Genomic DNA, 14,115 nt, shown 5'->3' with positions numbered 1-14,115 from the left:
CCGCGACAGCGAACAGAACAGGACAGACCATGACGAAGGCATTGCGGTGCGCCCCGACGGCCTGCGCGGAATCCGACCGTGTGCTCTCGGACCGGCTCCCCGTCCGGCGCCCTGTCCGGCTTCCGTCTCCGGCGGACCACACGGAACCCGTTCTGGACGTGGTCGTCCCCGTGTTCAACGAGGAGACCGACCTGGAGCCGAGCGTGCGCCGGCTGCACGCCCATCTGCGCGAGACGTTCCCGTACCCCTTCCGCATCACCGTCGCCGACAACGCGAGCACCGACGCGACCCCGCGGATCGCCGCCCGGCTGGCCGCCGAGCTGCCCGAGACGACGTGGATACGACTCGACCAGAAGGGACGCGGACGGGCCCTGCGCACCGCGTGGTCCGGCTCTCAGGCGCCGGTGCTCGCCTACCTGGACGTCGACCTGTCCACCGAGCTCAACGCGCTCCTGCCGCTCGTCGCGCCGCTGATATCCGGGCACTCCGACATCGCCATCGGCACCCGGCTCGCCCGTGGTTCCCGGGTGACCCGCGGCCCCCGGCGCGAGATCATCTCCCGTTGCTACAACGCTTTGTTGCGGTCCACGCTCGCCGTCGGCTTCTCCGACGCGCAGTGCGGCTTCAAGGCCGTCCGCAGGGATGTCGCCGAGCGGCTGCTGCCGCTGGTGGAGGACTCGGGCTGGTTCTTCGACACCGAGCTGCTGGTGATCGCCGAACGGGCCGGGCTGCGCATCCACGAAGTACCGGTCGACTGGGTCGACGACCCCGACAGCCGGGTCGACCTCGTCTCCACCGCCGTGGCCGACCTGCGCGGCATCGCGCGGATCGGCCGCGCGCTGGCCCGTGGCACGCTGCCCACGGCACGCCTCGGGCGGGCCTCCGAGAGCACGCCACCCACCTCCCTGACGGCTCAGCTGCTGCGGTTCGGTGCCGTGGGCGTGCTCAGCACGATCGGGTACGTCCTGCTGTACGCGGCGCTGCGCCCGGTGACGGGACCTCAGGCCGCCAACGCCTGGGCGCTGTTGGTGTGTGCCGTCGCCAACACGGCCGCCAACCGACGGCTCACCTTCGGGCTGCGCGGCCGGGGCGGCGTCCTGCGCCACCAGGCCAAGGGGCTGGCCGTCCTCGGCCTCGGACTCGCGCTCACCGGCGGATCGCTGGCCGCACTGCACCACTGGACGCGCGCACCGGGGCGCTCCGCCGAGATCGCGGTGCTCGTCACCGCCAACCTGGCGGCGACGCTGGCGCGCTTCCTCCTCATGCGCACCTGGGTGTTCACGACCGCCGCCCGGGGCGCCGGCGCGGGAAGCGGGCCCCGATGAACGAGCCCGGCCTCACGACCACCTGGGCCCGCCGGGCCGACAAGCCCCGGACCGCCGCCCCCGGGCCGCGGACCGCGGGGCCGGACACCCCGGCCCCGGACGGCACACGCCCGGATTGCAGCCCCACTCCGCGGGAGCGGCTGGCCCGGGCCGCGCGGCGGCACGGGCCGGTCCTCGCCCTGTACGGCACGACGAAGCTCGTCGGCTTCTGCGTGTTCCTGTGCCTGCTGGACTCCTCCGGGGACTTCCGCCGGAAGAACCCCCGTTTCGGGGGCGGCGCCCATGTCTGGGACGTCCTGGCCACCTGGGACGGCTGGTGGTACCAGCAGATCGCCGCGCACGGCTACCATCCCGCGCTCGTCCCGGTGCCCGGCGCCACCGGTCTGATCACCCTGGAGGGCAACTCCGCCGCGTTCTTCCCGCTGTACCCGGCGCTGATGCGCCTGGTGTCCTCGTGCACCGGGCTGGGTCTGCTGGGCGCGGGCCTGGTGGTCTCCGTCGCCGCCTCGTTCGTGGCCGCACTGGGCATCCACGCGGTGACCGCCCGCGTCAGCGGCCGGCGCGCCGGGCTGGCGGCCGCCGGGCTGTGGGCGGTGTGGCCGGGCTCCGGCGTGGAGTGGTCGGGCTACTCGGAGTCCCTCTATGTCGCCCTCGCCGCCTGGGCCTGTTACGCCGTGATGCGCCGGTACTGGCTCACCGCGGGCCTGCTGACCTGCTTCGCGGGCCTCACCCGGCCGACGGCCACCGCGCTGATCGCGGCACTCGCCCTCGCCGCGCTCGTGGAGGTGGTCCGGCACCGACGCCGGGTACGCCGCTGGGGGGACGGCCCCGCCCCGGAAGGGGCATGGCGCCGGGACGCGGTCCTTCGCCCGGTGGCGGCCGTGCTGATCGCACCCGTCGGCCTGGTCGGCTATCTCGGCTGGGTGGGGCACCGCATGAGCGACTACGGGGGGTACTTCACGCTCCAGGACAAGGCCTGGGCCCACTCGTTCGACTACGGCCGGCACACCGTCAAGGTGCTCTCGTCCCTGATGGTCGGCCACTACGACTACCTGTTCGCCTACCCCCACGAAGACGTCATCGCCGCCGCCACCGTCCTGCTGGCGCTGCTCGCCCTGCCCCTGCTGTTCCGGCTGCGGCCGCCGCTCGTGCTGACCGTCAGCACGCTGCTGACCATGGCGCTCGTCCTGGGCAGCCAGCAGATCTTCGGCAACGTGTCCCGCTACCTGCTCCCCGCGTTCCCGCTCCTGATCCCCTGCGCCACCGCCATGCGCCGGCTCAGCACACCGGTCCTGTGCGCGGTCCTCACCGTCGCGGCGCTCGCCTCGGGCTCCTACGCCGGTTACGTGCTCTTCGAGGTCGGGATCCCGTGACGTACCGTGCCCCGCACGCGATCCGCGGTGCGGGGCACGTACCGCTCGTGGCGCGGCGTCACGCGTTCTTGGGCGCCGCCTGCTGCACGACCTCGAACGACCACACCGAGGAACCGCTGGCGGCGGGCTTGGGGCGGTCGCCGCCACCCTGGTGGGCCGACTTCATCGGGCCCTCCATCCACGCCTGGAACGACTCCTCGTCACGCCAGCGCGTGTACACCAGGTAGTCGTCGGTGCCCTCGACGGGGCGGAGAAGCTCGAACCACTCGAAGCCGTCGGAGCTCTCCACGGCGCCGGCGCGCGAGGCGAAGCGCTTCTCGAGGGTTTCCCGCTGTTCGGCGGGAACGGTCAGGACGTTGATCTTGACTACGCTCATGCCCCCATCCTGCCGCACCGCGGGCGGCGGACGGTTCAGGGGCCGCCCGATGCCCTGCCCGGACGGCCCCCGTCGCTCCCGTCCCGGCTCAGCCGGCGGTGAGGAGCTGGAGCGTGTCGATGACGCGGTTGGAGAAGCCCCACTCGTTGTCGTACCAGGCGACGACCTTGATGTGGCGGCCGTCGACGCGGGTGAGGGCCGAGTCGAAGATCGACGAGGCCGGGTTGCCCGTGATGTCGGACGAGACGAGCGCGTCCTCCGAGTATTCGAGGACGCCGGCGAGCGGGCCCTCGGCCGCGGCGCGGTAGGCCGCGAGGACCTCGTCGCGGGTCACGTCACGGGCCACGGTGGTGTTGAGCTCGACGATCGAGCCCACCGGCACCGGCACGCGGATCGAGTCGCCCGACAGCTTGCCGTCGAGGTTCGGCAGCACCAGACCGATCGCCTTGGCGGCACCGGTCGTGGTCGGCACGATGTTGACGGCGGCCGCACGGGCCCGCCGGGCGTCACGGTGCGGTCCGTCCTGCAGGTTCTGTTCCTGGGTGTACGCGTGCACGGTCGTCATGAAGCCGTGCTCGATGCCGGCGAGGTCGTCGAGCACCGCGGCCAGCGGGGCGAGCGCGTTGGTCGTGCACGACGCGTTCGAGACGATCGTGTGCAGGGCCGGATCGTAGGCGTCGTTGTTGACACCGAACGCCAGCGTCACGTCGGCGCCGTCCGCCGGAGCGCTGACGAGCACCTTGCGCGCACCGGCGTCCAGGTGCGCCCCGGCCGCCTTCGCCGAGGTGAAACGGCCGGTGGCCTCCAGTACGACGTCCACGGAGAGCTCGGCCCAGGGCAGTTGCCCCGGCTCACGCTCGGCCAGGACCTTGATGCGCCTGCCGTCCACGACGAGGGTGTCCCCGTCGACGGTCACCGGGCGGCCGAGCCGGCCGGAGGTCGAGTCGTAGGCGAGCAGCCGCGCGAGGGCGGCGGGCTCGGTCAGATCGTTGACCGCGACGACTTCCAGGTCCGTGTCGCGTTCGAGCAGGGCGCGCAGCACGTTGCGTCCGATGCGGCCAAATCCATTGATGGCGATACGAGTCATGATTGTTGTCCCTTCGGCTCCCTCCAAGACTCGCGCGCGCCGACGGGCGATGACAGCGGCGAGATCGCCATGGTCCGCAAGGATCGCGCCAGCCGGCCGGGGACGGTCCGTGGCGGACTATTCGCCCTTGGTGAAGGTGCGCCGGTACTCACTCGGGGAGGTCCCGAGGATCCGGTGGAAGTGCAGCCTCAGGTTGGCCCCGGTGCCGAGTCCCACGCCCGCGGCGATCTGCTCGACGCTCCACTGCGAACGCTCCAGGAGTTCGCGGGCCATGTCGATGCGGGCGCGCATGACCCACTGCATCGGCGTGTATCCCGTGTCCTCCGCGAAGCGCCGGGAGAAGGTGCGCGGCGAGACGGCCGCGTGCTCGGCGAGCGCCTCCAGCGAGAGCGGCTCGTCGAGCCGGTGCAGGGCCCATTCGCGGGTGGCCGCGAACCGTTCGCCCAGCGGTTCGGGGACGCTGCGCGGGACGTACTGCGCCTGGCCGCCGCTGCGGTAGGGGGCCGCGACGAGGCGGCGGGCGGCGTGGTTGGAGGCCGCCACCCCGAGGTCGCCGCGCAGGATGTGGAGGCACAGGTCGATCCCGGAGGCGGCGCCCGCCGACGTGAGGACGCTCCCCTCGTCGACGAACAGGACGTTCTCGTCGACGTTGACGAGCGGATGTTTCGCCGCGAGCGCCCGTGTGTAGTGCCAGTGCGTCGTGGCCCGCCTGCCGTCGAGCAGCCCCGTGGCGGCGAGCGCGAACGCGCCCGTCGAGATGGCCGCGAGGCGGGCGCCCCGCTCGTGGGCCCCGATCAGCGCGTCGACGACGGCGGGCGGCGGGTCATCGCGGTCCGGTGACCGGTAGCCGGGGACGAAGACGAGTTCGGCCCAGGCGAGTTGCTCCAGGCCGTGGGCCACGTGGTACGAGAGGCCGTCACCGCCGGTGACGAGTCCGGGCTCCGCGCCGCACACCCGGACCTCGTACGGCATGCTCGCCCGGGTCGTGAACACCTGTGCGGCGATGCCGACATCGAGGGGTTTGGCCCCCTCGAGCACGAGAACGGCGACGCGGTGCAAGGGAGATGCCGACACGGTGAAGAGCGTAACCCCCTTCACAGGAGACACACACGCCGTGCGAGGATGCGGCTCCGGTATCGAATACCGGTGTAGAGGGGATCCCCATTGAAATCAAGGAAACTGAGCCGTAAGCGGCAACGCGCAACCATAGTCACCGCGGCGGCCGCCTCGGTCGTCGCCGGCGCAGCCCTGCTGCCCAACTGGTCCGCGGGCGCGGCGAGTGTCAACGCCGATCCCAAGGTGGACGCGGCCACGAAGGCGACCTTCCAGCGCCTCGCGGACGCGGTCTTCACCGACCGTACCGACGCCCTGGTGGGCGACGACGGAACGCAGCGGAAGACGTCGCGGTTCTCCGGCGACGTACGCCTGTCCTCGGCCCAGTCGCGTGCCGAGAAGTCCGCGCTGACGAAGCTGGAGAGCCGCAAGGCCCGTCTGGCGGAGCTCGGCGAGAAGTACCGTTCGGCCAACACCACGGTGTCGCTGGACCGTACGCGCGTGAAGGGCCGTGACGCCACGGTCGACGTCACCGAGACGACGACCCTGGCCTACGACAAGGCGACGGGCACCGAGCCGAAGACCACCGGCTTCGAGGCGCACCACACGCTGACCTTCAAGGCCGACCGCAAGGGCGACTGGCAGCTCACGGGTGTCCAGGACACGGACGACGGGGTCGCGGTCAACCAGGTCGAGGCCACGACGTTCGTCGCCACGCCGATGACCGGTGACACCACGCCGCCCTCGGCGACCCGTGCCGCCATCACGAGGCCGGCGCCGGCCAAGCCGAAGAACTTCACGGCTTCCGGCTACGACTACAAGGCGATGGCCGCGTACGCCGCGAAGTACTGGAAGAACTACAACCCCGCCTACCCCAACTTCAACGGGGAGGGCGCGGGCGGAGACTGCACGAACTTCGTCAGCCAGTCCCTGAAGGCGGGCGGCTGGAAGCACGTTCCCGGTTACGTGAACGACTTCCACAAGTGGTTCGGCAACGCCGACATCCAGTCGGACTCGTTCGTCGGCGTCAACGAGTTCTCGTGGTTCGCCCTGTCCTCGAAGCGGACCACGAACCTCGCGAACGTCTATCAGGCGGACGTCGGCGACGTCATCCAGATGGACTTCAACAAGGACGGGTCCAAGGACCACACGATGATCGTCACGTACCGCAGCCCGCAGGGTGTGCCGTACGTGTCGTACCACTCGACCAACACCTACAACCGGTCGTTGGCGAGCATCATCGCGTCGTACCCGAACGCCGCGTACTACGCCTACCGCACCTGAGCGGTCGCGTCCTCAGGGGGCGGGAGCCGGGCACCACGTGCCGGGCTCCCGCCCTTCGCGTTCCGCGGGCGTCGCGCTCATCGCGGTCGGCTCCGGCCCGCCGTTCACCGCGGACCTCAGAGCCAGGTGGTCCCGAGCCAGACGGCCGCCGCGGCGGCGGCCAGCAGAGCGAAGTTGAGTCCGGTCATCCGTGCCTCGCCGCGCGAGACGTGGACGGTGATGCCGCCGACCTGGATCAGGACGAGCCCCGTCGCGGCGGCGACGGCGAGCCAGGGCGCGATCCCGGTGAGCGGCGGCAGGATCAGGCCCGCCGCGCCGAGGACCTCCAGCGTCCCGATGAGCCTGACCACCGGCATCGGTATGGTGTCGACCCAGCCCATCATGGGCCGCAACCGCTCCTGGCTCCGCAGGATCTTGATGCCTCCGGCGTAGACGTAGAAGGCCGCCAGCAGCGCTGCGACGATCCAGTAGGCGATGTTCATGGCGGCCCCTCGCACAATGGTTACCAGGCGTAAGTTGCCCCATGATGAGTCACTGTCGGGGGGCCTGCAAAAGGCACATGGATGTGCGCTACCCACAGGGAGTTGTCGTGTCGCAGTACGAGCACACCTGCATGATCCGCGGCGACGGCGGCCGGACGATCCGCGCCGTCCTCGACCGGATCTGCGACAAGTGGACCCTGCTGATCGTGACGACCCTCGACCAGGGCCGGCTGCGCTTCACGGACCTGCAGCGGCAGATCCCCGGCATCTCGCAGCGGATGCTGACGCTGACCCTGCGGAACCTGGAGCGCGACGGCCTGGTGTCGAGGACGGCGTACGCGGAGGTCCCGCCCCGCGTCGAGTACGCGCTGACCCCCACCGGGGAGAGCCTCATTCCGCCCGCCCTCGCGCTGGCCGGCTGGGCGATGGAGCACATCGCGGACATCGAGGCCAGCAGGGCCGCTTACGAGGACCGGGCGGGGTGACGCCGGTGGGGGTCAGGGGGTGTCGCCGCCGGGTTCAGCGCTGGAAGGCGGCGCCCAGGTGCGCGCCGGGCTCGGGCGCGGCGAGGGTGTGCGGTCCGTAACTCACCGATCCGGTCGCCGTGATGCCCGCGGCGGTGCCCGGGAAGACCCAGACGCTCCCGGAACCGCCGTTCTCCTTCGGCGCGGACACGACGACGTACCCGCCGACGACGGCGGTGCCGCCGCCGAACGCGTCGCCGTTCTCGGCCGTGCCGGGCACCCCGGCCGTGTTCTGGCTGAAGACCTGGACCGCGGCGCCGGACAGCCCTGTGCGGCTACCGCGCAGGACGGCGAAGGTGCCGGCGTCGGTCCGTCCGGCGTGGTCCTCGCCCGGCACCCCGGCGACGACGTCGGCGTATCCGTCACCGGTGACGTCGCCGACGGAGACGTCGGTACCGAAACGGTCGCCGCTCTCCCCCGTGCCGGGCACGCCCGGCGTGTTCTGGCCGATCAGGGTGGCCCGCGCCGCGAAACCGCCCTCCGTGCCCCGTACGACGCCCACGAGTCCGCCGCCCGGGGCGGTGCTGCGGCCGAAGACGACGTCCAGGCGGCCGTCGTTGTCGACGTCGCCGAGGGCGACGCTGTCCGCGGACACGGTGTCGGCGGCCGCGATGAGCGGGCCCGCCACGAGACCGTCCTTCGTGCCCCGCAGCAGTCGCAGGTGGAGCGGCGGGACCGTCCCGCCGTCCGAGTCCCACGAACCGCCGCTGACGACGAGGTCGGTCCGGCCGTCGCCGTCCACGTCGCCCGCCGCCATCACGCCGATACGGAGGTCCGTGTCGACCAGCGGGCCGGTGCGGGCCGGGACGCCGGCACGGCTGATGGGCCCGTACCGCGTCTCGTACGCCGTCGCGAGGTCCAGGTGGCCGTCCCCGTCGAAGTCACCGGCCCTGGTCGCCGCCCTGCCCTCGCCGGCGACGGCCGCGGTGATGAGCCCGCCCACGCTCCCCCAGAGCACGGTCTGCCGTCCGACGTCCCGGGCACTGCCGACGTCCTCGCCCGGGGATCCGACGACCAGGTCGGTGTAGCCGTCGCCGTCGAGGTCCGCGGCGGTCAGGTCGCTGCCGAAGCGGTCGCCCGCCTCCGCCGTGCCGGGGATTCCGTAGCGGTTCTGGCTGATCACCTGGCGCTTGACGCCGTCGGGGCCCTGGCCCATGCCGTAGACGACCGTGAAGTATCCCGCCCCGGCGCGGCCGTTGACGGTGCCGCCGGGGGCGCCGATCGCCACGTCGAGGTATCCGTCGCCGTCGAAGTCGGCCCGTACCGACCCCGGAACGGCGGCGGTGCCGGCGCTCGCCGAGGCGTTGTCGGGGGAGGCCACGACGGGGGCGGCGCCCGTGGCGGACAGGGCGACGGCCGCCGCGGCGGCCACGGACAGGCGGAGCTTTCGCGAGGACAAGGCATACCCCTTAGGAGGACGGTGATCACGCGCCGGGCGTCCCGACGTCCGGTGCCCGACAAGACCCGCACCCGGCACCGAAGGTTGTACGCCGTGCCTTCACTCCCGATTCACCGCGATGCGACCGTCCGGTGGGGCGCACGGCCGCGGCGTCCGCGCAGCGCCGGGCGTGCTCCCTAGGATGCGGTCCATGCCCGATCTCCCGCCTCGCCCCGAGCCGTTCACCGCGCGGACCGGTCCGGCCGCGCTCGACGACCTCCGGCGGCGGCTGCGCGCGACACGCTGGCCGGACGCCCCCGAGGACGCCGGGTGGTCGCTGGGGACGGACCTCGGATACCTGCGCGAGCTCGTCGCGTACTGGGCCGACGGGTTCGACTGGCCGGCGCGGGAGGCGGAGCTGGCCCGGCTCCCCCGCTTCCGTGTCCGGCTCGGCGGGCTCGGGATCCACTTCGTGCACGCCCGGGCCGTCGCACCGGCCGGGCCGGTGCTGCCGCTGGTGCTCAGCCACGGCTGGCCGGACTCGTTCTGGCGGTACACGAAGGTGATCCCGCTGCTCACCGATCCCGGCGCGTACGGCGGCGATCCGGCGGACGCCTTCGACGTGATCGTGCCCGACATGCCCGGCTACGGACACTCCGACCGGCCGACCGGTCCGCCCCTGGACTCGATCGCCGTCGCCGGTCTGTGGGCCGAGCTCATGGACGTCCTCGGGTACGGGCGTTTCGGCGCGGCCGGCGGCGACATCGGCAGCCATGTGAGCCGTTACCTGGCGCTCGATCATCCCGACCGCGTCGTGGCGGTCCACCGCATGGACGGTGGTCTGCCCGTGTTCGCCGGAGACCCGGCGCTGCTCACGCCCGAGGAGCGCGCCTGGATGAAGGAGGCGGCGGCCTGGGGCGCCGGGGAGGGCGCGTACGCCGCGATGCACCGCACGAAGCCCCAGACGGCCGCCGTGGGGCTCAGCGACTCACCGGCCGCGCTCGCCGCCTGGATCGTCGAGAAGCTGCGGGCCTGGAGCGACTGCGACGGTGACGTCGAGCGCTCCTTCACCAAGGACGAGATCCTCACGAACGTGACCCTGTACTGGCTCACGGAGACGATCGGCTCCTCGATGCGCATGTACCGGGCCAACGCGGCGATCCCGCCCGCCCAACTGGCCCGCCGGGTCGAGGTGCCCTCCGGCTTCTCGCTGTTCCCCGGCGACCTGGTGCGTCCGCCGAAGTCGTGGCTGGAGCGCACGACGCGTCTCGCACGCCTCACCGAGCCGGACCGCGGCGGGCATTTCGCCCCGTTCGAGGAACCCGAGCTCTACGCGGAGGAACTGCGCGCGTTCTTCCGCCCTTACCGGGCCGCGGCCGAGGGCCGGCCGCGGTCCACCTGACGAACCGGCCCCACCCCGCCCGGCGAGGCGGCCCGCTCGCACGGACCGCCTCGCCCGCGGGATTACTCACCTATTCAACGACTTGGCATTGTTCACCATTCTGTCGGCGCTCGCCCACGCCGGGACGGACCTCGCGGCTCCGGGAGGAAGAACCCTGCGGATTCAATACGCGCGGGAACCCGCCGACCCTCACAATCGGAGGACGCGGGGTGCCATAACTCGCCAAGTTCCCCTACTCCGTTGACGTGCCAAACAGTGGCTAAATATCATCGTTCTGAAGTTCGGTTTGAGGTCGGTTGATCTGCACGTCTCGCAATCCGGGTCGATCCGGCCCCTTGCCGTGGCAATCGAACGTCACTGCTCAAACGGGGGATTCGTGGTAACAGTGATCGAGGCTGCCGGACCTTTTCCGGCCCGTTCCATTTCGGGAGAATTCCCGGACGCCCGACACAGGTATGTCCGTCCTTTGATCTGCGGGCAGGTCGCAGACAACGGTTTTTTCGTGGCGAGGGGCATTCCGTGTTGTTTTTCTCCGTGCTAGGCCATGTCGAAGTACGGGCCCGTGACCGGGTGTTCCAGCTCGCCGGCGCCATGCAGCAACTCCTGCTCGCGGCGCTTCTCGTCTCCAGGGGAGAACTCGTCACCGTCGACTCGCTCATTCTCGAACTGTGGGGCGGCGAACCGCCGTCCAAGGTGCAGAACGCGCTCCAGGCACAAGTGAGCCGGATCCGCAGGAGCCTGGCGCTCCTCGAACCCGAACGGCCAGGATCACGGGTGATCACGACGCCCTCGGGCTATCTGTTCTCGGTGGGCAGGCACGAACTCGACGCCCATGTGTTCATGGACACCGTCGACCGTGTCCGGCGCGGCGTCGCGGACGGGACGTCGGCAGACCCGGCCCAGGACATCCGTGAACTGCGCCGGGCGCTCTCCTTCTGGAGCGGCCCGGTGTTCGGGGGCCTTCGCGTCGGACCGCTGTGCCAGGCCGTCGCGGCCCGGTACGTGGAGGCCAGGAACGCGGCGCTCACCCTGCTCTTCGAGCTGGAGCTGAGGACCGGCCCGCCCGACCGGATCCTTCCGGAACTCGCCGAGGCGTACGAGCAGAACCTCACCAACGAGAAGCTCTGCATGCTCCTCATGGGCGCGCTCTACCGCTGCGGGCGCCAGCGCGACGCGCTCGACGTCTACCGCAAGTGCCGGCGCACCCTGGTCGACGACCTGGGCGTCGAGCCCACGCCGGCGCTGCGCCGGTACGAGAAGGCCATCCTCACCCACGACCCCGAGCTGCTGCGCGAGCCCGTGGGACAGGGCGGCCGGATGGGGATGTGAGCCACACCGCGTCACGGCACTGTCGCCGTGGCGCGCAGGCGTGTGCGGGCCTGATCGAAACGGTGGAGCACGACGTCCACCACCTCGGGGGCGTCGCCGAGCACGGGCGCGACGACGTCGGCCCGTGCGGCGCCCCGCGCGATGCGGTCGGCCAGGAATCCGGGCGCGAGGACGTACGGGGCCACGGCCACGCGGGCACAGCCCGAGGCACGCAGCCGGCGAACGGCCCACGCCGTACCGGCAGCGGCCGGACCGGGGACGCCGTCGGAGGGCGCCGCATCGGCGGGCAAGGAGGCGAACGCGGGCCGCACGGCGCACCAACCGGTGTGCCGCCACTCCCGCGCGATGGCTGCGATCACCGCGTTCGCCTCCGGATCGGAGGTTCCCGCCGAGGCCAGCACGACCCCGGTCGAGGACTTGTCGCCGGGCGTCAGCCCGGCCTCGTACAGCCGTCGTTCGAGGGCCCGCGCCAGCGGTGGCGCGGGTCCGAGGACGGCGGCCGGCTCGATCCGCAGTTCCGGCGGCGCGAGACGCAGCAGCGCCGGGACGTCCGTCCTGGCGTGCACGGCACGGCTCAGCAGCAGCGGTACGGCGACGACCTCGGCGACCGTCTCCCCGTGCCGTGGCCGCCCCGCACGCCGTACGTCCGCCGCGAGCTCCGCCAGCACCTCGGGCACCGAGGGGCCGGTGAAGTCCAGGAACCCGATCTCCACCCGCAGTTCCGGCCGCCGGGCCCGCACGCGTCGTACCAGCGCGCGCAGTGTCCCGGCGTGCCGGGGATCGCGACTGCCGTGCGCGACGGCGAGCAGCACGGGCGGCACCCGGATCACCCCGCCCGCTCGACCAGGCCGCGGCTGCGCAGGACGCGCCGTTCCAGGGGCGAGAAGACCAGCACGTCGATGCCGATCCCGACGAGCAGGATCAGGATGATCGTGGCGAGGACTCCCGACATGTCGCTGTAGGTGCGGTAGTTCTCCAGCAACTGGCCGAGCCCGGTCCCGAGATCGGGTGAGCTGGCGATGAGTTCCGCGGCCATCAAGGAGCGCCAGGCGAACGCCCAGCCCTGCTTGAGCCCGGCGAGGAAGCCGGGGAGCGCGGCGGGCAGCAGCACATGCCGGACCGAGGCCGCCCCGGTGGCACCGACGACCCGGCCCGCGCGCAGGTACAGCGGCGGGGTCTGGTCGACGCCCGCGACCAGGCCGTTGGCGATGGAGGGCACCGCGCCGAGCAGGACGACCGCGTACACGGTCGCGTCGGTGAGCCCGAACCAGATCATCGCCGCGGGCACCCAGGCCACCGACGGCAGCGACTGGAGCCCGGACAGGATCGGCCCGATCGCCGCCCGGACCAGTCGGATCCGCGCGACGGCGAGGCCCAGCGGTGTCCCGATGACGATCGACAGGCAGAAGCCGAACGCGCCACGGGAGACGCTGGTCCACACATAGCCGAAAAGCGTGCCCTCCAGCCACATCCGCCGGATGGACCGGGCCACGTCGAGCGGTCCGGGCAGGACGTGATCGGGCTTCAGGTCCATGGCCGCGGCGAGCTGCCACGCGCCGACGACCAGGACGACGGTGCACAGCGGAGGCAGCACGATCGCCAGGATCCGGCCCGCGACGGGCGTACGGGAGGCGGCGGCCGGTCTCTCCAGCGCGTCGAGTCCCGCTTCGAGTCCTGCCAGGTCGCTCCCGTCCTCGGTGTCACTGTCTGCCATGGCGGCGGATCTCCCCTCGCAGTTCCTCGGTGATCTCCACGGAGAGTTCGGCGACCGCGGCGTCCTCGATGCGCCGTGGCTGCGGGATGTCCACCGTCCACTCGCGGGCGATGCGCCCGGGGCGGGAGGTGAGCAGGACCACGCGCTGGGCGAGCCGTACGGCCTCGCGGACGTTGTGGGTGACGAACAGGACCGACAGCCCCGTCTCCGCCCAGATGCGCGTCAGTTCGTCGTGGAGCACGTCCCGGGTGATCGCGTCGAGTGCCGCGAACGGCTCGTCCATGAGGAGCAGCCTGCTGTCCTGGGCGAGCGCGCGGGCGAGCGCCACGCGCTGGCGCATACCGCCGGACAGCTCGTGCACCCGCTTGCCGTACGCGCCCTTGAGCCGGACGAGTTCGAGCAGCCGCTCCGCCTCGGGGCGCCGCTCCGCCCTGGTCATCCCCCGCATGCGCAGGGCGAGTTCGATGTTCCTTCCCGCGGTCAGCCAGGGGAAGAGGGCGTGTTCCTGGAACATCAGGGCCGGGCGGCCCCCGGGCACGTCGATCGTCCCGAGGGTCGGCTCGTCGAGCCCCGCGACGAGGTTGAGCAGCGTCGACTTGCCGCACCCGGAGGCGCCCAGCAGGGTGACGAACTCGCCGGTCCCCACGTCCAGGGTGATGTCGTCCAGCACGGACTGGCCCGCGGGCCGCCCGAACGTCTTCGACACATGGTCGATGCGCGCGGCGGGCGGCGGCGTGTCACGGGCGGACTCGGGGGCCCGTCGGTCGAGGTGGGTGGCCATTGCGTCG

At 72.0% G+C, this 14,115-nt stretch carries 14 protein-coding genes; 6 read left to right on the top strand and 8 right to left on the bottom strand.

The window, feature by feature from the left end:
• Positions 1-29 precede the first annotated feature (29 nt).
• Together ACFRIC_RS06765 and ACFRIC_RS06760 are read left to right on the top strand one after the other, a co-directional pair.
• Entirely contained in the window at positions 30-1,325 is a 1,296-nt protein-coding gene (locus ACFRIC_RS06765) for a glycosyltransferase (RefSeq protein ID WP_382780444.1), read from the top strand.
• Positions 1,322-2,698: a hypothetical protein gene (locus tag ACFRIC_RS06760; RefSeq protein ID WP_382780441.1), complete on the top strand. Its 1,377-nt coding sequence runs from the start codon at positions 1,322-1,324 to the stop codon at positions 2,696-2,698. The genes ACFRIC_RS06765 and ACFRIC_RS06760 overlap by 4 nt, the downstream gene beginning before the upstream one ends.
• 58 nt (positions 2,699-2,756) lie before the next feature.
• Here ACFRIC_RS06760 and ACFRIC_RS06755 read toward each other — a convergent pair whose 3' ends face one another.
• The 3 genes from ACFRIC_RS06755 to ACFRIC_RS06745 all read right to left on the bottom strand — a co-directional run bounded on the left by ACFRIC_RS06755 (position 2,757) and on the right by ACFRIC_RS06745 (position 5,235).
• Positions 2,757-3,074: an antibiotic biosynthesis monooxygenase gene (locus ACFRIC_RS06755; protein WP_151467267.1), complete on the bottom strand. Its 318-nt coding sequence runs from the start codon at positions 3,072-3,074 to the stop codon at positions 2,757-2,759.
• Positions 3,075-3,162: 88 nt separating this feature from the next.
• Positions 3,163-4,161, bottom strand: coding sequence for a type I glyceraldehyde-3-phosphate dehydrogenase (gene gap, locus ACFRIC_RS06750; RefSeq protein ID WP_382780437.1), 999 nt, complete (start codon positions 4,159-4,161; stop codon positions 3,163-3,165).
• Positions 4,162-4,278: 117 nt separating this feature from the next.
• The gene (locus tag ACFRIC_RS06745) at positions 4,279-5,235 is read right to left on the bottom strand and encodes a GlxA family transcriptional regulator (protein ID WP_382780433.1); all 957 of its coding nucleotides are present in this window, start codon (positions 5,233-5,235) and stop codon (positions 4,279-4,281) included.
• 90 nt (positions 5,236-5,325) lie between these two features.
• Here ACFRIC_RS06745 and ACFRIC_RS06740 point away from each other — a divergent pair, with 90 nt between their 5' ends.
• Positions 5,326-6,498 carry an amidase domain-containing protein gene (locus tag ACFRIC_RS06740; protein ID WP_382780430.1) on the top strand — a complete coding sequence of 391 codons (1,173 nt, stop codon included), beginning with the start codon at positions 5,326-5,328 and terminating at the stop codon, positions 6,496-6,498.
• A 116-nt stretch (positions 6,499-6,614) separates the two neighbouring features.
• Here the strand turns inward: ACFRIC_RS06740 and ACFRIC_RS06735 are convergent, their stop codons facing one another.
• The gene (locus tag ACFRIC_RS06735; protein WP_382780428.1) at positions 6,615-6,980 is read right to left on the bottom strand and encodes a DoxX family protein; all 366 of its coding nucleotides are present in this window, start codon (positions 6,978-6,980) and stop codon (positions 6,615-6,617) included.
• A gap of 107 nt (positions 6,981-7,087) precedes the next feature.
• Here ACFRIC_RS06735 and ACFRIC_RS06730 point away from each other — a divergent pair, with 107 nt between their 5' ends.
• The gene (locus ACFRIC_RS06730; protein WP_382780425.1) at positions 7,088-7,465 is read left to right on the top strand and encodes a winged helix-turn-helix transcriptional regulator; all 378 of its coding nucleotides are present in this window, start codon (positions 7,088-7,090) and stop codon (positions 7,463-7,465) included.
• Positions 7,466-7,499: 34 nt separating this feature from the next.
• Here ACFRIC_RS06730 and ACFRIC_RS06725 read toward each other — a convergent pair whose 3' ends face one another.
• Positions 7,500-8,903, bottom strand: coding sequence for an FG-GAP-like repeat-containing protein (locus tag ACFRIC_RS06725; protein ID WP_382780423.1), 1,404 nt, complete (start codon positions 8,901-8,903; stop codon positions 7,500-7,502).
• Positions 8,904-9,093: 190 nt separating this feature from the next.
• Here ACFRIC_RS06725 and ACFRIC_RS06720 point away from each other — a divergent pair, with 190 nt between their 5' ends.
• Together ACFRIC_RS06720 and ACFRIC_RS06715 are read left to right on the top strand one after the other, a co-directional pair.
• On the top strand, positions 9,094-10,284 hold the full coding sequence (locus tag ACFRIC_RS06720) for an epoxide hydrolase family protein (protein ID WP_382780420.1): 1,191 nt from the start codon (positions 9,094-9,096) through the stop codon (positions 10,282-10,284).
• A 534-nt stretch (positions 10,285-10,818) separates the two neighbouring features.
• Entirely contained in the window at positions 10,819-11,613 is a 795-nt protein-coding gene (locus tag ACFRIC_RS06715) for a BTAD domain-containing putative transcriptional regulator (protein ID WP_382780418.1), read from the top strand.
• Between the two features lie 11 nt (positions 11,614-11,624).
• On the opposite strand, the gene ACFRIC_RS06710 is transcribed toward ACFRIC_RS06715, so the two are convergent.
• The 3 genes from ACFRIC_RS06710 to ACFRIC_RS06700 are packed head-to-tail and all read right to left on the bottom strand — an operon-like array spanning position 11,625 to position 14,108.
• The gene (locus tag ACFRIC_RS06710; RefSeq protein WP_382780414.1) at positions 11,625-12,434 is read right to left on the bottom strand and encodes a sirohydrochlorin chelatase; all 810 of its coding nucleotides are present in this window, start codon (positions 12,432-12,434) and stop codon (positions 11,625-11,627) included.
• 5 nt (positions 12,435-12,439) lie between these two features.
• Complete coding sequence (locus ACFRIC_RS06705) at positions 12,440-13,327, bottom strand: ABC transporter permease (protein WP_382780411.1); 888 nt, start codon at positions 13,325-13,327, stop codon at positions 12,440-12,442.
• Positions 13,314-14,108: an ABC transporter ATP-binding protein gene (locus tag ACFRIC_RS06700; protein WP_382780408.1), complete on the bottom strand. Its 795-nt coding sequence runs from the start codon at positions 14,106-14,108 to the stop codon at positions 13,314-13,316. Before ACFRIC_RS06700 ends, ACFRIC_RS06705 begins: the two co-directional genes overlap by 14 nt.
• Positions 14,109-14,115: the final 7 nt, after the last annotated feature.

Origin of the sequence: Streptomyces sp. NPDC056738, from assembly GCF_042790435.1 — a bacterium.
GTDB lineage: Bacteria > Actinomycetota > Actinomycetes > Streptomycetales > Streptomycetaceae > Streptomyces.
The sequence above is the reverse complement of the archived record's forward strand: the minus strand, read 5'-3'. Positions and strand labels throughout refer to the sequence as shown.

Excerpts from the sequence above, each read along its gene's own strand:
- ACFRIC_RS06765 (WP_382780444.1), top strand. The coding sequence starts at position 30 with ATGACGAAGGCATTGCGGTGCGCCCCGACGGCCTGCGCGGAATCCGAC.
- ACFRIC_RS06760 (WP_382780441.1), top strand. The coding sequence starts at position 1,322 with ATGAACGAGCCCGGCCTCACGACCACCTGGGCCCGCCGGGCCGACAAG.
- ACFRIC_RS06755 (WP_151467267.1), bottom strand. The coding sequence starts at position 3,074 with ATGAGCGTAGTCAAGATCAACGTCCTGACCGTTCCCGCCGAACAGCGG.
- gap (WP_382780437.1), bottom strand. The coding sequence starts at position 4,161 with ATGACTCGTATCGCCATCAATGGATTTGGCCGCATCGGACGCAACGTG.
- ACFRIC_RS06735 (WP_382780428.1), bottom strand. The coding sequence starts at position 6,980 with ATGAACATCGCCTACTGGATCGTCGCAGCGCTGCTGGCGGCCTTCTAC.
- ACFRIC_RS06720 (WP_382780420.1), top strand. The coding sequence starts at position 9,094 with ATGCCCGATCTCCCGCCTCGCCCCGAGCCGTTCACCGCGCGGACCGGT.
- ACFRIC_RS06705 (WP_382780411.1), bottom strand. The coding sequence starts at position 13,327 with ATGGCAGACAGTGACACCGAGGACGGGAGCGACCTGGCAGGACTCGAA.
- ACFRIC_RS06700 (WP_382780408.1), bottom strand. The coding sequence starts at position 14,108 with ATGGCCACCCACCTCGACCGACGGGCCCCCGAGTCCGCCCGTGACACG.